Origin of the sequence: Pseudomonas sp. JL2 (genome assembly GCF_031570495.1) — a bacterium.
Lineage (GTDB): Bacteria > Pseudomonadota > Gammaproteobacteria > Pseudomonadales > Pseudomonadaceae > Aquipseudomonas > Aquipseudomonas rhizophila.
The window spans coordinates 1-15,666 of sequence record NZ_JAKUDH010000001.1 but is presented as its reverse complement, the minus strand read 5'-3'; the positions used below and the strand labels follow the sequence as shown (position 1 = coordinate 15,666).

General features: G+C 58.2%; 29 protein-coding genes. 10 read left to right on the top strand and 19 right to left on the bottom strand.

Annotated features, from left to right (window positions below):
• Positions 1–4 precede the first annotated feature (4 nt).
• From MKS85_RS00145 to MKS85_RS00065, 17 genes are all read right to left on the bottom strand, one after another.
• Positions 5–256 (bottom strand): hypothetical protein, encoded by a 252-nt coding sequence (locus tag MKS85_RS00145; RefSeq protein WP_310662487.1) that lies wholly within the window; start codon positions 254–256, stop codon positions 5–7.
• Complete coding sequence (locus MKS85_RS00140) at positions 253–444, bottom strand: hypothetical protein (protein WP_310662486.1); 192 nt, start codon at positions 442–444, stop codon at positions 253–255. Before MKS85_RS00140 ends, MKS85_RS00145 begins: the two co-directional genes overlap by 4 nt.
• A gap of 179 nt (positions 445–623) precedes the next feature.
• Positions 624–944: a hypothetical protein gene (locus tag MKS85_RS00135; protein WP_310662485.1), complete on the bottom strand. Its 321-nt coding sequence runs from the start codon at positions 942–944 to the stop codon at positions 624–626.
• Positions 941–1,270: a hypothetical protein gene (locus MKS85_RS00130; RefSeq protein ID WP_028236772.1), complete on the bottom strand. Its 330-nt coding sequence runs from the start codon at positions 1,268–1,270 to the stop codon at positions 941–943. Before MKS85_RS00130 ends, MKS85_RS00135 begins: the two co-directional genes overlap by 4 nt.
• A 200-nt stretch (positions 1,271–1,470) precedes the next feature.
• On the bottom strand, positions 1,471–1,791 hold the full coding sequence (locus tag MKS85_RS00125) for a hypothetical protein (RefSeq protein WP_310662484.1): 321 nt from the start codon (positions 1,789–1,791) through the stop codon (positions 1,471–1,473).
• Between the two features lie 5 nt (positions 1,792–1,796).
• Positions 1,797–1,991: a Com family DNA-binding transcriptional regulator gene (locus tag MKS85_RS00120; protein WP_310662483.1), complete on the bottom strand. Its 195-nt coding sequence runs from the start codon at positions 1,989–1,991 to the stop codon at positions 1,797–1,799.
• Positions 1,992–2,382: 391 nt separating this feature from the next.
• Positions 2,383–3,078, bottom strand: coding sequence for a hypothetical protein (locus tag MKS85_RS00115; RefSeq protein ID WP_310662482.1), 696 nt, complete (start codon positions 3,076–3,078; stop codon positions 2,383–2,385).
• A complete protein-coding gene (locus MKS85_RS00110; RefSeq protein ID WP_310662481.1) occupies positions 3,075–3,656 on the bottom strand; it encodes a recombination protein NinG in 582 nt (193 codons plus the stop codon). The genes MKS85_RS00115 and MKS85_RS00110 overlap by 4 nt, the downstream gene beginning before the upstream one ends.
• Positions 3,653–3,931: a hypothetical protein gene (locus tag MKS85_RS00105; protein ID WP_310662480.1), complete on the bottom strand. Its 279-nt coding sequence runs from the start codon at positions 3,929–3,931 to the stop codon at positions 3,653–3,655. Before MKS85_RS00105 ends, MKS85_RS00110 begins: the two co-directional genes overlap by 4 nt.
• Entirely contained in the window at positions 3,921–4,328 is a 408-nt protein-coding gene (locus MKS85_RS00100; RefSeq protein ID WP_310662479.1) for a recombination protein NinB, read from the bottom strand. Before MKS85_RS00100 ends, MKS85_RS00105 begins: the two co-directional genes overlap by 11 nt.
• Positions 4,325–4,897, bottom strand: a complete 573-nt coding sequence (locus MKS85_RS00095) for a hypothetical protein (RefSeq protein ID WP_310662478.1) — start codon at positions 4,895–4,897, stop codon at positions 4,325–4,327. Before MKS85_RS00095 ends, MKS85_RS00100 begins: the two co-directional genes overlap by 4 nt.
• Positions 4,894–5,607 carry a replication protein P gene (locus MKS85_RS00090; RefSeq protein ID WP_310662477.1) on the bottom strand — a complete coding sequence of 238 codons (714 nt, stop codon included), beginning with the start codon at positions 5,605–5,607 and terminating at the stop codon, positions 4,894–4,896. The genes MKS85_RS00095 and MKS85_RS00090 overlap by 4 nt, the downstream gene beginning before the upstream one ends.
• Positions 5,604–6,401: a hypothetical protein gene (locus MKS85_RS00085; RefSeq protein WP_409077997.1), complete on the bottom strand. Its 798-nt coding sequence runs from the start codon at positions 6,399–6,401 to the stop codon at positions 5,604–5,606. The genes MKS85_RS00090 and MKS85_RS00085 overlap by 4 nt, the downstream gene beginning before the upstream one ends.
• Positions 6,401–7,216: a phage antirepressor KilAC domain-containing protein gene (locus MKS85_RS00080; protein ID WP_310662475.1), complete on the bottom strand. Its 816-nt coding sequence runs from the start codon at positions 7,214–7,216 to the stop codon at positions 6,401–6,403. The genes MKS85_RS00085 and MKS85_RS00080 overlap by 1 nt, the downstream gene beginning before the upstream one ends.
• 83 nt (positions 7,217–7,299) lie before the next feature.
• Positions 7,300–7,449 carry a hypothetical protein gene (locus MKS85_RS00075; protein ID WP_310662474.1) on the bottom strand — a complete coding sequence of 50 codons (150 nt, stop codon included), beginning with the start codon at positions 7,447–7,449 and terminating at the stop codon, positions 7,300–7,302.
• A gap of 82 nt (positions 7,450–7,531) precedes the next feature.
• The gene (locus MKS85_RS00070; RefSeq protein WP_039012569.1) at positions 7,532–7,732 is read right to left on the bottom strand and encodes a hypothetical protein; all 201 of its coding nucleotides are present in this window, start codon (positions 7,730–7,732) and stop codon (positions 7,532–7,534) included.
• A gap of 28 nt (positions 7,733–7,760) precedes the next feature.
• A complete protein-coding gene (locus MKS85_RS00065) occupies positions 7,761–8,009 on the bottom strand; it encodes a Cro/CI family transcriptional regulator (RefSeq protein WP_310662473.1) in 249 nt (82 codons plus the stop codon).
• A gap of 95 nt (positions 8,010–8,104) precedes the next feature.
• On the opposite strand from MKS85_RS00065, the gene MKS85_RS00060 reads away from it, so the two are divergent.
• On the top strand, positions 8,105–8,947 hold the full coding sequence (locus tag MKS85_RS00060; protein WP_310662472.1) for a S24 family peptidase: 843 nt from the start codon (positions 8,105–8,107) through the stop codon (positions 8,945–8,947).
• A 61-nt stretch (positions 8,948–9,008) separates the two neighbouring features.
• Positions 9,009–9,485 carry a hypothetical protein gene (locus MKS85_RS00055; protein ID WP_310662471.1) on the top strand — a complete coding sequence of 159 codons (477 nt, stop codon included), beginning with the start codon at positions 9,009–9,011 and terminating at the stop codon, positions 9,483–9,485.
• Between the two features lie 100 nt (positions 9,486–9,585).
• Here MKS85_RS00055 and MKS85_RS00050 read toward each other — a convergent pair whose 3' ends face one another.
• Both MKS85_RS00050 and MKS85_RS00045 read right to left on the bottom strand, forming a co-directional pair.
• A complete protein-coding gene (locus MKS85_RS00050) occupies positions 9,586–10,179 on the bottom strand; it encodes a hypothetical protein (protein ID WP_310662470.1) in 594 nt (197 codons plus the stop codon).
• A 127-nt stretch (positions 10,180–10,306) separates the two neighbouring features.
• The gene (locus MKS85_RS00045; protein WP_310662469.1) at positions 10,307–10,615 is read right to left on the bottom strand and encodes a DUF1654 domain-containing protein; all 309 of its coding nucleotides are present in this window, start codon (positions 10,613–10,615) and stop codon (positions 10,307–10,309) included.
• A gap of 810 nt (positions 10,616–11,425) precedes the next feature.
• Between MKS85_RS00045 and MKS85_RS00040 the strand changes: the two genes are divergently transcribed.
• The 8 genes from MKS85_RS00040 to MKS85_RS00005 form a co-directional block, all read left to right on the top strand.
• Positions 11,426–11,605: a hypothetical protein gene (locus tag MKS85_RS00040; protein ID WP_310662468.1), complete on the top strand. Its 180-nt coding sequence runs from the start codon at positions 11,426–11,428 to the stop codon at positions 11,603–11,605.
• A gap of 554 nt (positions 11,606–12,159) precedes the next feature.
• Positions 12,160–12,405: a hypothetical protein gene (locus tag MKS85_RS00035; RefSeq protein ID WP_186653576.1), complete on the top strand. Its 246-nt coding sequence runs from the start codon at positions 12,160–12,162 to the stop codon at positions 12,403–12,405.
• Positions 12,406–12,497: 92 nt separating this feature from the next.
• The gene (locus MKS85_RS00030) at positions 12,498–12,623 is read left to right on the top strand and encodes a hypothetical protein (protein ID WP_263641996.1); all 126 of its coding nucleotides are present in this window, start codon (positions 12,498–12,500) and stop codon (positions 12,621–12,623) included.
• On the top strand, positions 12,620–12,811 hold the full coding sequence (locus tag MKS85_RS00025; protein ID WP_310662467.1) for a hypothetical protein: 192 nt from the start codon (positions 12,620–12,622) through the stop codon (positions 12,809–12,811). Before MKS85_RS00030 ends, MKS85_RS00025 begins: the two co-directional genes overlap by 4 nt.
• The gene (locus MKS85_RS00020; protein ID WP_177513918.1) at positions 12,808–12,978 is read left to right on the top strand and encodes a hypothetical protein; all 171 of its coding nucleotides are present in this window, start codon (positions 12,808–12,810) and stop codon (positions 12,976–12,978) included. The genes MKS85_RS00025 and MKS85_RS00020 overlap by 4 nt, the downstream gene beginning before the upstream one ends.
• Positions 12,979–13,250: 272 nt before the next feature.
• Entirely contained in the window at positions 13,251–14,381 is a 1,131-nt protein-coding gene (locus tag MKS85_RS00015; protein WP_310662466.1) for a hypothetical protein, read from the top strand.
• Between the two features lie 53 nt (positions 14,382–14,434).
• A complete protein-coding gene (locus MKS85_RS00010; RefSeq protein ID WP_310662465.1) occupies positions 14,435–15,403 on the top strand; it encodes a RecT family recombinase in 969 nt (322 codons plus the stop codon).
• Positions 15,400–15,666 (top strand): YqaJ viral recombinase family protein (locus MKS85_RS00005; RefSeq protein ID WP_310662464.1); only part of this gene is annotated, 267 nt, incomplete at its 3' end. The genes MKS85_RS00010 and MKS85_RS00005, both read left to right, overlap by 4 nt.

The following is a 15,666-nucleotide window of genomic DNA, read 5'->3' as shown; positions in this document are numbered from 1 at the left end:
ATCCTCAGTCTTCGATGTCGAGCAGAACATCAATCAGCTTTTGCTCACCCAGTCGCATGGCGCCCAGGCATTGCAGGTCGTCGCACTTAGGCCCCAACCCGAATACGGTTACCTGACCTTTCGGGCCGATCAGCGTCAAGGCTCCTACGGTGCATTCCGGGTGGACGCCAGCATCAAGGTCCTCGGCGATCTTTCGCAGGGTCTTGGCGGCGTCTCTCCATCCCTCGCGCTTGAAATCAATCAGCTTGGCGGTCATTTGCTCACCATGATGTGGGTCTGCGCGTGAGCGTGCCCTTGCAGCTCTGCGACGATCAGGCCCTGGGGCAGCCCGGCGGCCTTGGCTGCATCTACCGCCTTGGCGATCGCCAAATCCAGATCGGCCAGCGCCTTGTTGATGTCCTGGCTCATCGGGAGAGCATGGCGAAGGCGGGTTACGTTGGTCATGCCAGCACCACGCGGAAGTGAGAGGCGATCCAGATCAGACCCTCAATCACAGCCCAACCTCCAACCGCACAAAGGACACCGAGCATGATGAATGCGCCGGTCATATCGGGTAACTGCCCCATAAGGTTTCCTCTTCAGTGCCGCGACACAATTTGCCGATGCGCGAAACGTGTCGCGCTTTACCGCTTCTTCTCGCAGCCCATGCAATGCTCACAGTTCAGGTGCCGACATAGCCAGGCCTTGACCCTCTGCCAGTAAGTGACCATGAATAGGTGGCGGATGCCGGCCAAGGCCAGGGCGATGTGCAGTGTCAGCCCTGCGACGGTCGGACCGAACAGGAAGCTGTTGTGTCCGGTGGTGACCACGTAGGCGCTGATGGCGATGGCCGAGTAGATCAGCTTCCCAAGGATGCCGTCCCTCACCTTCCCGCTCACCACACACCAGAACGCCCACAAGGCAATGAAGCCGCAGGCGATGGAGTTGATCAGTTCAAGATTCATGGTGGGTTGCCTCCCCCGAACCGCTGGCGGATGAACGCCCAGAGGTCAGCGGCTTTGATGGCCCGGGTTATGGCGGCGATGAGCGATCCTCCGAAGGTGCCCAACAGGAAACCGACACCGGCAACGCTGCGCGGCTCGACCACCCCGAAATAGGAACTGATCAGGCCCGTCAGGTAATGGGCGCAGACGGCGCCAGAGAAAATGAAGATGGCCCAGGCCTTTCGGTCTACCAGGTCATCGCGGTGCCAGAAGCTGGCGGCGATTGCGCCGAGCAGTCCGGCAAAAGCCCAGTCGAGCTTATCGAACAGGCGCTGTAGAAACTCCATGCCTTCGACTCCGACTGTGCATGATGGAAGAAAAGGACCGGTTTGAGCGGCCAAACGCTGGGGAGCAGCGAAGAATAGGTCAGCCCCAGCAGCACTCCCAGCTCGGAGCAATGGGTGTGGTGGAGCCGAAAACGAAAAGCCTCGATCACGTCGAGGCCCTTGAATAGGAAGGAACAGGGCCGCAGAAGCGGCCCTTCCCGTTATGCGAGCAGGTCGTAGGTGATATAGACAAAGACGGAAGAACTACTGTTGGCCCACAAGCCATACCCTGGTGGCAGGTAAATAGGGTACTGAAGTTGCTGCAATACGTTAGACGTCGGCAGATACATCAAAAATGGCTTAGTTGAGTCAGTACTGCCTGTAGCTGCAGCAGTGCCAGTAGATATGAACGAGCCTGCCGGGCCAGAGAAAACGCCAGTCCGAATAATTACACCAGCCACGTTGTCAGATGGCTTGATGATCTGAGCCCTCTGATAAGCGGGGTAGGAGTAGTGCATTGCACCAATAGTTACTGGTTCCATTTTTGTCACCTTTGAGTCAAATGATTGTTCGCGGAGGATTCCGCTTTCATGTCGCTCAAAGGCGATGGCTCGAGGCTCGCGGCCTTCACATGATTCAACGTCCCGCACCGGGAACATTTGATCTGGAGCTGGGTGTACTCGCCAACACGGGCAAGTAGTCTGTTGCACTTTCCACATCTGCAATCTTTAAGCATCTGCAAAGCCTTGTCGTTTTCTGCTAGGCTCCGCCCCGCTCGCGCGAGCAGTGAGGGCCTTGGCTGGCTTGCAGGTTGGTTCTGCGATCTGGCGTCTCCTTTGGGTGTGTCCGCACCCTCTGGAGTCGCCCTCTCTTTTTTCCGCGCTGAAACGAAAAGCCCCGAATGTGTCGGGGCTTTTTTTGTTTTTCGGCGGATGCAAAGCCCCTGCGAGTGCAGAGGCCCTGAATAGGCCCCTCATCAGCGTGACAAGTCAGATGCTGCGAGGGCTTTGGGGAAGCTTGAGGCAATAAAAAACCCGGCGCGGTGGCCGGGTTTCTTTGGATCACTCCTACACACGCAGGAATGACAGGATGGGGATAATTTCGCTCATTCGCTCACTGATGTCAACAGGCAATCACGCAGCCCTTCCAATCAACAGTCCCTCCGCGTCCAATATCTCTTCCGCATGAGCCAGCGCCTGGTTCACCAGATCATCAGCAGCTCTGCCAATGTCCTGCCGCCACCGGCGTCGAGTTGACTCTGGTGTCCCGTCATTGTCCCATGTGTTCATGTCGTAGAAGCTGTCCTTCAGAACGATCATGTCGGCAGAACGAGACTCATCCTTTTTCGCCTTGGCCTGTCCGGCCGCCACCGCAGCCTTAACCATCGACTCGCGGCGCCACTCCGGCGCATCCAGCGGAATCTCTACCGACACGGAGGTGATGACCTTCTGCCGCGCGCCCTTGAGCTGAGGGATAGCCCAGGCGGTGGTCGCCTTGAACAGGAACAGCTTCGGTGCCGGGGTGCTGATGAGGGCCTGCAAAGCCGAGATAGCTTGCACCTTGCGCCCTTTGTGGGTGCTGTACTTCGCCACCAACGCATCCCAGTGCTTCGGCTCGAGCGCACTGTGCAGCCTGGCGGAAACCCAGCAGTCCACCTGCGTACGGTCGATGGTGTCAGCGCCGCGGGAGCGGACCAGTGTCGCCATGTCGCCGCCCTCCTCTTCATCGGCAGAGTTGTACAGCTTCTGCCATGCCTGTTTGCTGGTGTTGTCGATAGCCTCAGCCGCGAGGGCCGAGACAACCGCGTTCAGAATGCTTGGGTAGATCATGCTGCAGCCCTCTTCAGCTCGCGGGTCTTGGCCCGATATTCGGCGGTCATCGCCTTCAGTTGCTCGACGGTGTATTTCTTGGGCTCATGAGGCCCTTCCAGCCACTCGACCGCCTCGGCGCCAATGCGCTCCACCAGTTCAATGCGGTAGTTCACGATGTCGCCGGATTTGTGGTTGTTGCACGGCGCACACTGGCGCCACACATTCAGCGGCTCAAATCGCAGCTCGGGATTACCACCGACTGTCCGGTAATGCCCGGCGTGCCACTGGCCGTTGTGGTGACGACCGCAGCTCACACAAGGCAGTCCGATATCCCGCTCACGAATCCAAGCGTTGAATGCGGCCTGTGCCTCTTTCATGTGCTGGGCCCGCGTCTTGATCTTCACCTTCGAGGCGCGCAATTCCTTGCGGCCGATTTCGGCGAGTGCCTTGCGCGCCTTCGGCTCATGCCTCGGCGCGTCGGCCAATGCGCATGCAGGACTGCAAACCGCCTGCCCCATCCGCGACGGTACGAATGAGGCCCTGCAAGTAGCGACTCGGCATTTCTTCGGCTTGGGCTGCTTCCTTTCGATAGTCATTCGGCCTCCTGCAAGCGCTTTCGATAGGCCTGCATGGCCTTCTCGTTACGAGCCTTCCGGCGCTTGTGGTTGATCGGCGCCATTACGCGGAGGAATCCCCACAGCAACGGCACCGACACCGGGAACGTGATCAGCATCGCCAGCCGCAGTACGAATGCGGTCGATGCGAAACCGAGCCGGTAGAGCCCCTTCCATGCCTCCCGGTACATGTCAGCGTCAAACATCCCGGTGGCAACCTGCCAGGCGATGTAGCGGAGGGTGAGCTTATTGGTCATAGCGGCCGTCCCAGTGATCAGTTGCGCTCCACTTCACGTCATGCTCAGCGCCGAAGGCATGCATCAGCTCGAACAGATCGCTGAACCACTTCTGGGACTGCTTGCGGGTCGATACGGCCATCACGACGAAGCCACCGTCGAGGCCTGGCTCCGCACGCTGCTTCTCCAGCGAGGCACTGAAAAGGCACTTCCAGTCTTCACTGGTCAGCTTCTTGCCATGCCAGACCACCTGCTCTGATACGTCCTTGAGCATTGCCCACATCTTGCGGTTGCAGACGTCTGGGCGTTTCTCGTCGCGGATCACAACCACCTTCGGCTTGCTCAGGTCGATCGCGTGCAGGGCGCCGGCGAGGCGGCTGATATCGCTTCGGTCGCGAATTGTGTATTCGGGATTCATGGATTCTCGCTCCTACAGGCAGAGCGCTCTGGAACGGGCGTTTCGGTAGGAGTTTTGCCTTTCTCGCTTCCACAGGTGAGCGGCCGTTCCTTGCTCATAGCCGTCGCGGCATTCCAGACCTTGCACCAGGCGCATTCGGTACCAGATTTTGCGCCGTTACCTTGATCCCAAACTCCAGGGATGGCGTGGCAGTGTCCGGGCGCGTTGCCATTGCGGCTGGTCTGGTGGGGTATCTCGTTCACTACGCAAGCCATCACGCTTCGCAGCGTCTCGTTCTCGGCCTTGAGTTGCTCAATCTCCATGAGCGTCCCAGCCTTGGCATCCGCTGCTGCGGCGTCGGCGATCCCCTTGACCGCTTCGGTTACAGCGGCGCGGATGATCTGGCGCTCCGGTGATGCGGAAAGTCGATCGATCTCCGCCAGCAGCTCAAGCGCCACCTCCTCCACGGTCTTCTCCCCGAGGAATTCCTGCAGCGCCTCGGTGTTGCGCTTCCAGTCTGCGCAGTCGGCACGGAATGACGCGGCTTCGGCCCACAGCAGCTTCTGGAGTTTTTGTTTGTCGATGGTCATGTCCGTTGCTCCCCGGTCTTTTTGCCGAACTTCGCCATGAGCTGCGCCCGCGCTGCTGCGCCGCTGCATGGAATGGCCTGGATCTCCAACAGTCGGGCCTGGCGCTGGCTGGCGTATTCCTCGGCCAACTCCAACTCGCTCTTCTGGCTGTCGTGACCGATGCCGGCGAGGATCTTCCCGTCTAGTGGTTGACCGGCCTGGGCGCGGCGCAGGATGACCTCGTAGTTGCGCTCGAACCGGGCGCGGAGGTTTTTGTCCTCCTGCTTGGCTGCACGCAGGTCGAACAGGCCAGTGGCATCGGCAGCCAGCTTCACCGCTTCATGGCTGTAGGTGCCCATCAGCGCCTCAACCCATGCGTCTGAGGCGACCGGCATACCGAAGTCCTCAGGACTGGGCACGCACATGGCGATGAACTCACCGACGCTCGGCGCGAAAGGCTTCTTGAGCCGGCGGCACTTCTGAATACCGAACTCGATCTGCTCCAGCGTGCGGATGCCCTGGGCGGCAAACTCCTTGATCCACTCCTCCTTGGCAGACGCCAAGGCCTCGGTGGACGGCCATGCTTGGCGCCAGGCGGGGAAGATGCCGCGGAGCCGACGGAACAATCCATTCACCACTTCCGTGGTGTCTGGCGTCACATGGAGCTGCTCTTGCGCCTCTATGGGCGGTAGGTTGCCCATGCCTGCCATGAGCTGGTTGACGGGCTTCATGGGCTCACCATGAGGTTCTGCGCCCAGGTCTTGTCGTCGAAGTCGGGCTCGTTCGACTGGCGGCGCGGAGCGAATGGGTGGATGTTGCTCGCGACATCAGGGATCTCGTCCTCCCAGCGCTTACCGTTCAACCAAGTTGACGGGTGCGGGATGTACTGGCCCTTGTCCTTCAGCCAGTCCGGGGTCAGCACCTGCTTTGCCAGCGCCGCTACCATCAGGTCGAACAGTTCCTGGGTCACCTTCAGCTTGCCCCAGGCCTTCTCCGCTTTGTCCTTCCCGACCTTGCGCGGATAGAGCTTCCAGAACTTTGGGAAAAGGTCCTTGCCCACCACCGGAGCTGGCGACGGAGGAAGGGAATCAGGAATCAGGAATCCGGAATCAAGAGAGAGGGAATCAGCAGGGAAAGAACTGTGCTGGTCTGGTGCTTGCATCGTGCTTGCACCAGTCTTTACCGGGCAAGGCTCTATCTCGGGCATTGCAGGGATGGTGCTCTTGGCTTCCTTTACATGCGGGTTCTGGTGTTTCGCCCAATTGACGATTTGGATCGCCTTGAATGATCCAACGGTGTACCGGGTGATGAACCCCAAATGATCCAGGTCGGCGAGCATCTTTTCGATGTCTACATTGTCAGCCGGGAACAGGGCCATTTTCAGGCGGCGCGGGCGATCTTCCAGGCGCCCTTCCCGATCAGCCTCGGTCCACATGCCAATGAAGAGTAAGCGGGTGGCAAAATCCACCTCGGCCAGGTGTTCGTTCGAGAAGAACCCCGGCTTGATGTTTCTGGATCTGGCCATCATTCGACCCCCTTGAGATTGTGCTGAGCCCATAGGCCGGCAATCCAGTTGACGCCCTTGGGGGTGAATTTGGATTGGTTGTAGGCGTGACCGCTGTCACTGGTACCGGCGCGCACTTCAAAGCGCCCTGCGTCGATGTGGGGCTGGTAGGCCTGCCACTCGCCGCCCATGCGGTACATGATTTTTCTGTCGAGGAGGAATTCGCGGAATCGCGATTCGTTGGCCTTGAGCAGTTTGGCAACCTGACGGAAGCCTTTGAGCCCGGTTGATTCGACATAGCGCTCGACGAAGGCGATCTTCGGCGCGGCCTCAATCAGGGCCTGATTGGCAGCCTGCTGGAGTTCGAATTGCTCGGCCCAGGCGCGGGCAGCTGCTGCTGGATTGGAGAAGTCAGGGAGGGTCGCAATGACGCGAGCCCCTGACTCGTAGATCCCGCTCTTGCGGATGCTCGGCAGCACTTCGCCCACTACCCAGTCCTCAAACCGCTCCGCCTCCGGCATTTTTGAGCGCATGACCAACCGGTAAACGTCCCGCTCCGGAATGATGTTGGCCGAAGGACCGAGGGTGAACGAATCGTTCACCCCTACCGGACGGGCTGCTTTGCAGTGATCCCGAACCGCCTTTTGTGGATTGGCGTAACCAAGACGATGGGCAACGTCCTTGGCGGAAAACCACGGCTCTCCATCGATTACCACGACGCGAACGTCGAAACCTTCAAAGCTGAACAAGTTGATTGTGCGCGACACGTTTTCAGATCCGGCGAAACGTGTCGCGACATTGGCCGGGGTATTGATCGTTTGGTTGGATTGGTGCATGATTTGCTCCACAACGCGTTTTAAGAGAGCCGGGTCACTACCCCGGCTTTTTTTCGTCCCGAATTTGGCAGAGGCCCTCTGGATTACCCCGAAGAGTCCCTGCCGGAGGCCCTCATTGGGGGCACCAGTTGAAGGACCTGGGCCTTCTTCCTTCCCACTTCGGAAAGCGCGCCACTGGCAATGGCGGTTTCTGTCATTTCGTTGATCGCGCGGCTGAAGCTCCAGCCGTTCATGCACATCAACTCCTCCACTCGCTGTCGAGTCCGAGGAGGCAGCCTTTCAAGCTCTACGGTCATTTGGCCCTCCAAAGGGGCTTCAGCCCGCGATATCTTCTTGTTTGTCCTGCATCAGCTCCTCGATCACGCCGTTGGCTACGGCCCACTCGATGATTTCGTACAGGTAGGTCGCGTGCTGCATGCGGGTCTTCGTTGCGGCTTTACGCAGAATCCGATCAAGCACTGGTTCGAATCGAACCTTCACCGGGATGGCGCGCTTTTGATTGGGGTCCATGTACATGCTTCGATGCTCCTGGCTATTGAGTTGGTTAAGCGGCTGAAAGGGATTGATTGGGCGCAGAGCTGATCTGTGCCCACGGAAACGACGGGCAAAGGTCGGCCTTCTTGATCTGGCCTTCGGTCAGCGCCTCGATTTGCAAGGCGCGTTTAGCCGGGACAGCACGCTCACCGGAACACCATTGGTTCACGGTTGGTGCAGTAACCCGCAGCAGGCGCGCCATCTCCGCCTGGCTGCCCAGCAAGCGGGATGCTTCTTTGGCTGCTTCTGCTGATTTCATGAGTTCTCTCCTGGAGATTTGGGATGAATATAAGGCATTACCTTATCGTAGACAAGCCATTGCCTAACCTATATGTGGATAGGCCTAATTAGGCAATGCTTACCGGACCGGATTTAGGCGCCGCCATCGAGGCCGCGCGGATCGCCAAGGGCGTATCGAAAAAGAGACTCGCAGACGACTTCCAGGTGAAGCCTCCGTCGGTGCAGGGCTGGGTAAAAAACGGCCGCATCGACAAGTCGAAGCTGATGGATGTGATCGCCTACTTCGCCGACGTCGTAGGCCCGGAGCACTGGGGGCTGCGACCAGGCTTCTCTTACGGGAACATTCCTGACGACGTAGGCGAATCGGTTGACGACTCCCCCGCTCCCTCGGCGGCAGAGATAGTCCGAGGGATGCTGGCATCGCAGGGAAAGGGGCTTTCTGAGGAGTCTCGCCGGCGCCTGCTCGCCGCAGCTGAAGCCGATGATGGCGGCGGCGTGATCGAGCTAGATTATTACCGTCCTGGCGCGGTCGGTGATGAGGTGTGGATTGCCCACTACGACGTTCGTGCCGCAATGGGCGGCGGGCAGATCCCGCACGACTATCCTGAGATGCTCCAGGACATCCGGGTGAGCCCTCAGCATCTGCGCGAGATGGGCGTCGAGTTCAAAGAACACTTCCACCTCAAGATGGTGACCGGCTGGGGCCAGTCCATGGCGCCGACAATCAAGCACCGTGACCCGCTCCTGGTTGACATCAGCATCCGAGAGTTCGTTGGGGATGGAATCTACATGTTCACCTGGGACGGCCATCTGTATATCAAGCGGCTCCAGTGGATGGGTGATGATCAGCTCAGCATGATCTCTGATAACGCTCTCCATCCGGCGCGGACAATACGCGCCGAAGAGGCCTATATTCAGGCGCGAGTGCTGCTGGTGTGGAATGCGAATCTTGTTTAGCGCTATGTCGGGCAGATACAGCGCGACATAAATCTAACTGACCGTGGAAAAAGGCATTCCCATGCGTAAGATTGCGGCTCTTCTTTTGCTAGTGGCACTCACTGGTTGCAGCACCGCGCCAAGCGATCGGGTACCGGATGGGCTTTGGTACGCTGAGAGCGAGATACCGGACCAATTTCACTATCACGTTTACGTTTTGTTTTTGGACGATAGCCATTTTACGTGGTGGCGTGTCGATGAAGCGCCTGACACCGTCATCAAACGACTGGCGCACTACACCAACGATCATCCTGGGGTAAAGATTCTCACCAGCTACACGCGCGAAGGCGATCGGATAACCGGTGAGCGCAGATTGATCCATGAGGGAACCCCCAGTCTAAAGGGCTTCACTTCCGTCCAGACTTTCACCGGACATTTCAGCGGCGACACGCTGGAAATGAAGGTGGAGGACAATATGATCTATGACGATGGGAGGTCTTTTCCGGCTCAGATAATCAGATGGCCCCTGAAGCGTCTTAGTCATTCGGCCGGGGGGTAAGTCTGAGCTTCGATTTACATTACCTACTAGAGCAAACACGTGAGCCATGCCCACGACCGACCCAGCGCCGGGCTTCTTGTATCTGCCCCTCCAGCCCGGCTTATAGACTCCTCGGATCAACCCCGACCGATCTGAGCGATTGAGAAAGCGACTCATCCAGAACCACTTCTTCGGCCGGGGACGCGACCTGATCGAAACCAACCGTCCTAAATCTTAAAACTCGGCCAGTAAGCATCTGTTTGAGAATCGCCTTGGCTTTGTCCCCTCCAGCTACTGTGTAACCGCCCATTATTTTGTGGACATTCAGGCCCTGCGCCTGGGCCTGCTTTGTGACCTCAGGACTCAGCCCCAACAACAACTCCCAGGATGGGAGCGCCAAGATTATAGGGGTCTCCTGCGATGAAATCGTCCATGCCTCGTTCTGATCAATCCAGATTTGAGCTGTCACAATTGGAATCCGAATATCGCTATTGGACATCAATCCGACGTATATCTCTTCGCCTTCTTTACGCACAACTGGATATAGTTTCGAAGGACTAATAAGGATCGAGTTGCCCGCGGTGTAATCTCCAGAAGTGACCATCATGCTGGTTCTTTGGGTGAACGCATCAGTTGCGCTTGAGATCTTCCAGGCTGGCCCCGCGCACCCGCTCAGCATAGCGACCGCAATCGCAACAACCGCAGTCCGTTTCATACCTGCTCCCTTTCGAATGATGACAGGCTTTACCAGAGCTCTCTCTGGCTGCGGCTGTCAGGTTCCGATTGTATCGCAATAGTGGCGGTGAGCCACTAATGGTAAAAGCGCGGGCTTTTTGTGCCTGTCAGAAAGGCGCCGCCTCCTCTACCCTTTCGATGACCTCGACTGGCCGATCTTCCTCGGCGCTCGCCTCCCACCTCAGCGTCACCGACTCATCGTCGTTGAACGTTATGTCTATGCCATCCGTCTCGGATAGAACACCTATCACCTCCTCCCACTCCCTATCTCCGTCGCTGTCCAGGCGATGAATCGTCACCCAGCGCTGAATCTGCGCCACCGGGTGATTGATCATGTTCGACACCCTCAGGCCCAACCGCTCTAGACCGGTCATTTCGCGCCGGGCTTCTTCTTTGTTACTCCCCTGCTTCGCCATTCCAAGCCTCCTATATTGCTGTATATCCATACAGGTTTAGCAAAGCCTATCTCAGCTGGAAGGAAAAGTAACTACTCCCTTTGGTGATACGGCAGGAGACAAAAACATGAAAATAATAAGGCATTACCTATTTACAGATATTAGGCATTGGCTTACTGTTCATCCATCGAGACGCCACAGCGACTCGCCAGGGCCTCAACAGACCCGCCGCTCTTTAACAGCTCAGGATCCTCGCCATCGACTACCCCGGGTTTCATCCGGTAAGTGCGAGCAACAAATAGTCGATGCCATGCCAGCTCTGGAACTGGCCGTGCTCACCAGATGTGAGGACGCGAAACCACGCAAGCCAGCCGGCGAAGAACACCGTCCATGAAATGTGTGACGCCGGCCAGAGATATGAATCGGGCGATGCGCGTGGTGGAGAACGGAGTTTTTCACTGATGCACCTGGGCGACCGGGTGCATTGGGAAAACAACCGGAGGATGCAGAAGTGATGAAGTTGAGCGGATGTGAGATCGAGGAGCGGGACCTTATCCGTAGCGCAATTCGAAACCTCAAGGGTCCCAGCAAATACCGAAACAAGTATGGGCAATACCGCTGGGCGCTTGTGCGTGATGCTTTCGGCGTGGGATCTGGCGTTGCCACTGCGCTTTGCCGTGAGTTCGGATTTGATCCCGAGGAAATGATCCGCTCATGAGGTGCCGAGCAACAAACAGATGGCTCCCTGCTGTTTCAGGTCGGCCATCTGGCTTTACAAATGCCTCTCACACCCCGGGAGGTATTTGAAAGCCAACGAAACGGAGTAACACCATGACTCGCGCAGAATTTGAAGACAAAGAAGGTATCGCCATCGCCGCGATGCTCGGGCTTCTTGCTCGCTCAACCCCTGCTTCACCCGAAGAAATCGCCACTGCCGCTTTCGACTATTCCACGGCGATGGTGGCTGAGCGACAAAAACGTCTCGGTGATAAGCCAGGGTTCAACGACTGATTTCACTGGCTGGCCTTGGCGACAGGGCCAGACGGGAAAAGAATCCAGAGCGGGGATCAAGCCGCCTCCGCCACGACCGTCGGACAATACGGTCTTTGTGGGCACTCCAAAGCAGTGCTCGTCTCGCTCCGTATGAGCGGGGGCTTAGCCAATGAGCCAAATCAAGAACGCTGACAGTCGGAAGAGTACGACGGACAGCCGGAGAGACGGCCCGAGCACCTGGTACTCCCCAGCACCAGGCCGCATCGGAGTGTGCCCGGCCCAGCCCCATTGCCCCGATGAAAGCCTGGGGCCGCCAGCGGCGACCGGACACACCCCGATGCGGACGAAACTGCGGCCTATAACCGCCCACCTGCATCAAGTCCCGTAGAGCCCAGTAGCACAGGGACTCAAAACCCTGGGCCACGGCCAGCAAAGGCTGGCGCCGGAGACGTAACCGGCACCCTCCCCCGACCAATCCCGCATGCACATGACACCGCGCCCAACGGCAACCAGCGGAATGATCGTGTGCAGCCGGAATTTTTTGGATCGACTCCGCCACCCTGGAGGCAATCATGGCAACCAGCTATGCAGACAGTGCCCAGGCCAGGGCATGGGATCGACACTTCGACGAAATGGGCCGTCCACGCCCAACCCACAAAGACCTCTTCCACGATTACGACGCCTTGCAGGCCCAGGCCAAGCTGACGGCCGAGCAGCGAGCTTTTGAGGCCGCTCACAGAAAGGAAATGGCGATTCGCATAAACGCGGCCGTGGATCAGATCGCTGAATTTTGGGGCCTGGAGGTAAAGAAATCGTGAACGCTCACTCTATTGCGACACACCGGATTGAGGTTGAGCTGTCTGCAATCCCTGCCTCCTTGATCCCTTCGCTAACCGCAGACAGAGCGCGTATGGCGGCGATTTTGGCGGAAGAGCTTTCCGCGATCACCACCAGCGAGCGCGATTCCTATCTCAAGCAAATTCGCGCCGCTGAGTTGTCCAGGTACGTCGAGCTTTTACCAAGGGCTGCAGCATGAGCCCTCACATCCTGATCGACGAAGCGCTGGAAAGCCTGGAGCACCCAGACAGCCCGTCCGGCGCCGGAAAGGTCGTGCTGCACATGATCACCAAAATGATGGAAGGCAGCGCCATCAGCGTTGAAGAGTTCAACCACTACTGCAAGCGCCTCCTGAAAATCACCAGGCAGCGCAAGGAGGCGTCATGAGTACTGCACCGGTTAAAACGCTGCTGGATGAGCAGCTCGAAGAGATTGAGCGCAGCCTTGCGATAGTAGGCGCTGGCATTCCGCGTGAGCTGCCTGTTGTCGTGCTCCCGCCCAAGCTGGTAGCGGCGATCAAGTCGGGGCGTATCGCAGTGAGGGCCAAACAATGAAGTGCCTCTACTGGATCCTCGGCGCCTCCATCCTCATGACCATGCTCGCCTACACCGTGGTCAGCGAAAGGTCGGCATCCTGCAGCGTACCGCAACTGTCCCAGGTGCTGAGGTGACTGCCCGTCAGCGGGCCCGGCGCTTGCTGATCTGGCGCGGGTCGTTCTCAGCCATCACCTTCTGCACTCTCATGATGCTGCTCAGCGCCCTCGCCGATCGCATCACCCAATAAACAACACCACCACAAGCTGCGCTCGGCGCAGCAAGGAATCGTCATGTCCGCAAAAGCCAAACAAGCCGCCGTATTGACCGACCTGGAAGCGAGTGAAACCGGCGACACAAAGAATGCTGTTGCTCCTGCAGTTGCCGTCACCGATATCGCCGAGTATCGGCCACATGAAGAACAGATTGTCCGTCTGGAAACGACCTACGCGAACCTGGTTGTCGACTGCTCTACCAGTGAAGGCCTGGCGAATGCGAAGGAGGTTCGCGTTGATATTCGCGATGTCCGCTATGCCTTGGCCAATACCACGAAAACGGCGCTGATTCCCTATCAGCAGGCGGTTAAGGACGCCCAGGCTCGCGTCAACCAAGTGAAGGAATTCGGTGAAGCGCTGAAGGATCGCGTGCTGGCGATCGAGGCGCCTGTTGACGAAGCGATTAAGGCCGAAGAAAAGCGCGCCGCTGACGCCAAGGCCGAACGCGAGCGTATCGAGGCTGAGCGTGTCGAAGCCATCCGGGCAAAGATTACCCGATTCGGCTCAGTCGCTGCTGCATATGCAAGCCGAAGCGCTGCCGACGTCGAAAACGTCCTGAAAAACGTCAAGGAGTCGGTGATCCTGCCCCAGGAGTATGCCGAGTTCGAGGCTGAGGCGACCATCGCTCGCGACAACGCTATTGAGCAGCTTGAGACCCTCCACAAGGCTGCAATTGATCGAGAAGATGCCGCCGCCAAGCTCGCCGCCCAGCAAAAAGAACTGGATGAACTGCGCGAGAAGCAGCGTATCGCTGACGCTGAAGCTGAGGAATTGCGAAAGCAGCGCGCCGAGGAAGACCGCCTGCGCTTGAAAAAACAGCAGGATGAACTCGACCAGCAGCGCCGCGATATGGAAGCGCAGCAACGCCAACAGCGCGAGCGCGACGCGCAGTATCAGCGTGACCAAGAGGAACTGGCCCGCCTGCGCGCACTGGCTGCTGCACCTGCAACGGTCGCAGAAGTCGTCGCGACTCCAGTAGCAGTCCAAACAGCACCAGCGGTTGTGACAGAAGCTGACCCCGCGCCCCTGGAAGACGTACCCGCTGACTCGAACATGCCGAGCGCCAGCGAAGTGGTCGAGGTCGTGGCCATGGCCTTCTGCGTCACCAATGACGAGGCTTCGGCCTGGCTGCGCACCCTGTCGTTCTAAAGAACCTGAAATCACCCCGGAGGCCGACCACAGTCGTCGGCTATGGAGTAGCAATGAACGCATCTACCCAGCTGTCCGCAATTTCAACGGATTTTGCCAGCCCGACTGCGCTGATCCTCAACCGCGAAAGCATGCAGTCGATGACAGACCTTGCCGTGATGATGGCCGGCGGGAAAACCGCTGTTCCTCAGCACTTCCGAGGAAACCAAGCAGACTGTATGGCCATCGTCATGCAGTCGATGCAGTGGGGCATCAGCCCCTTCGCCGTAGCTCAGAAAACCCACGTTACACAGGGAGGCGCCCTCGGATATGAGGCGCAACTCATCAACGCTGTCGTGATTTCCCGGGCACCTATTCAAGGCCGCCCCGAATACGAGTACCTGGGCGACTGGGACAAAATCCTGGGTCGCGTGAACGAAAACAAGTCCGACAAGGGCGGGAAATACTACACAGCAGCCTGGAAGAAGGAGGATGAACAGGGCCTCGGCATCATCGTTCGCCTGACCATGATTGGCGAGAGCATACCGCGCGAGGTCAAGGTGATGATGACCCAGGCCTACCCGCGCTTCTCTACCCAATGGGCCACTGACCCCAAGCAGCAGATTGCTTACCTGGCGATTCGAAAATGGGCTCGGCTCCATGCCCCTGACGTAATCCTCGGGGTCTACACCAACGACGAGATGCCGTCTGCCGAGGAAATAGACATTACGCCGCAGGCTGGAAATCCATCAGCCGCATCGAACAAGCCTGCCGACGTAGGCGCAGCAGCGGTGCCGCAGGGCGACACTACCGACGCAACCGTAGACTTGTTCGAGAGCCTGAAGAAAATCGCCCAAGAGCAGGGTATTGAAGGCTACGAAAAGGCCTGGAAGGCGCTGAAGCCTCAGCAGCGCGGCGCCATTGGCGTAACTCGTCACGGCGAACTGAAGACGATTGCGCAGACCATTGATGCGGAGTTCACGACCGTTAATGAGAACGCAGACGTTAATGCTGAAAGCGATCAGCAAGGAGGCAATCAATGAGCGCCTCTGTAGAGCTTCAGCGCACGGAGCAGTGGCATCAGGATCGCAGCGGTCGCCTAACAGCAAGCAGGTTCAAGGATGTGATTGCGTGGGGGGATCGTGACAAGCACGGCAAGCGCAAACCACTTGCTGCCCGCACCACCTATATGCGCGAGCTGGCATTTGAACGGCTGGCTAACAGGTCGAAACATTCGGTCAGTAGCAAGTCGATGGCCTGGGGCACCGAGGTTGAGCAGTCGAGTCATGACTTTTACGAAATCCTG

What these genes read in the sequence shown, in the direction of transcription:
- MKS85_RS00090 (WP_310662477.1), bottom strand. Translation starts at nt 5,607, where the DNA reads ATGAAGCCCGTCAACCAGCTCATGGCAGGCATGGGCAACCTACCGCCC.
- MKS85_RS00030 (WP_263641996.1), top strand. Translation starts at nt 12,498, where the DNA reads ATGGCGGCGATTTTGGCGGAAGAGCTTTCCGCGATCACCACCAGCGAG.
- MKS85_RS00020 (WP_177513918.1), top strand. Translation starts at nt 12,808, where the DNA reads ATGAGTACTGCACCGGTTAAAACGCTGCTGGATGAGCAGCTCGAAGAG.
- MKS85_RS00025 (WP_310662467.1), top strand. Translation starts at nt 12,620, where the DNA reads ATGAGCCCTCACATCCTGATCGACGAAGCGCTGGAAAGCCTGGAGCAC.
- MKS85_RS00060 (WP_310662472.1), top strand. Translation starts at nt 8,105, where the DNA reads ATGCTTACCGGACCGGATTTAGGCGCCGCCATCGAGGCCGCGCGGATC.
- MKS85_RS00015 (WP_310662466.1), top strand. Translation starts at nt 13,251, where the DNA reads ATGTCCGCAAAAGCCAAACAAGCCGCCGTATTGACCGACCTGGAAGCG.
- MKS85_RS00080 (WP_310662475.1), bottom strand. Translation starts at nt 7,216, where the DNA reads ATGCACCAATCCAACCAAACGATCAATACCCCGGCCAATGTCGCGACA.
- MKS85_RS00095 (WP_310662478.1), bottom strand. Translation starts at nt 4,897, where the DNA reads ATGACCATCGACAAACAAAAACTCCAGAAGCTGCTGTGGGCCGAAGCC.
- MKS85_RS00110 (WP_310662481.1), bottom strand. Translation starts at nt 3,656, where the DNA reads ATGACTATCGAAAGGAAGCAGCCCAAGCCGAAGAAATGCCGAGTCGCT.
- MKS85_RS00130 (WP_028236772.1), bottom strand. Translation starts at nt 1,270, where the DNA reads ATGGAGTTTCTACAGCGCCTGTTCGATAAGCTCGACTGGGCTTTTGCC.
- MKS85_RS00115 (WP_310662482.1), bottom strand. Translation starts at nt 3,078, where the DNA reads ATGATCTACCCAAGCATTCTGAACGCGGTTGTCTCGGCCCTCGCGGCT.
- MKS85_RS00135 (WP_310662485.1), bottom strand. Translation starts at nt 944, where the DNA reads ATGAATCTTGAACTGATCAACTCCATCGCCTGCGGCTTCATTGCCTTG.
- MKS85_RS00100 (WP_310662479.1), bottom strand. Translation starts at nt 4,328, where the DNA reads ATGAATCCCGAATACACAATTCGCGACCGAAGCGATATCAGCCGCCTC.
- MKS85_RS00055 (WP_310662471.1), top strand. Translation starts at nt 9,009, where the DNA reads ATGCGTAAGATTGCGGCTCTTCTTTTGCTAGTGGCACTCACTGGTTGC.
- MKS85_RS00105 (WP_310662480.1), bottom strand. Translation starts at nt 3,931, where the DNA reads ATGACCAATAAGCTCACCCTCCGCTACATCGCCTGGCAGGTTGCCACC.
- MKS85_RS00065 (WP_310662473.1), bottom strand. Translation starts at nt 8,009, where the DNA reads ATGAAATCAGCAGAAGCAGCCAAAGAAGCATCCCGCTTGCTGGGCAGC.
- MKS85_RS00045 (WP_310662469.1), bottom strand. Translation starts at nt 10,615, where the DNA reads ATGGCGAAGCAGGGGAGTAACAAAGAAGAAGCCCGGCGCGAAATGACC.
- MKS85_RS00085 (WP_409077997.1), bottom strand. Translation starts at nt 6,401, where the DNA reads ATGGCCAGATCCAGAAACATCAAGCCGGGGTTCTTCTCGAACGAACAC.
- MKS85_RS00140 (WP_310662486.1), bottom strand. Translation starts at nt 444, where the DNA reads ATGACCAACGTAACCCGCCTTCGCCATGCTCTCCCGATGAGCCAGGAC.
- MKS85_RS00040 (WP_310662468.1), top strand. Translation starts at nt 11,426, where the DNA reads ATGACTCGCGCAGAATTTGAAGACAAAGAAGGTATCGCCATCGCCGCG.
- MKS85_RS00035 (WP_186653576.1), top strand. Translation starts at nt 12,160, where the DNA reads ATGGCAACCAGCTATGCAGACAGTGCCCAGGCCAGGGCATGGGATCGA.
- MKS85_RS00070 (WP_039012569.1), bottom strand. Translation starts at nt 7,732, where the DNA reads ATGTACATGGACCCCAATCAAAAGCGCGCCATCCCGGTGAAGGTTCGA.
- MKS85_RS00050 (WP_310662470.1), bottom strand. Translation starts at nt 10,179, where the DNA reads ATGAAACGGACTGCGGTTGTTGCGATTGCGGTCGCTATGCTGAGCGGG.
- MKS85_RS00145 (WP_310662487.1), bottom strand. Translation starts at nt 256, where the DNA reads ATGACCGCCAAGCTGATTGATTTCAAGCGCGAGGGATGGAGAGACGCC.
- MKS85_RS00075 (WP_310662474.1), bottom strand. Translation starts at nt 7,449, where the DNA reads ATGAACGGCTGGAGCTTCAGCCGCGCGATCAACGAAATGACAGAAACC.
- MKS85_RS00125 (WP_310662484.1), bottom strand. Translation starts at nt 1,791, where the DNA reads ATGGAACCAGTAACTATTGGTGCAATGCACTACTCCTACCCCGCTTAT.
- MKS85_RS00010 (WP_310662465.1), top strand. Translation starts at nt 14,435, where the DNA reads ATGAACGCATCTACCCAGCTGTCCGCAATTTCAACGGATTTTGCCAGC.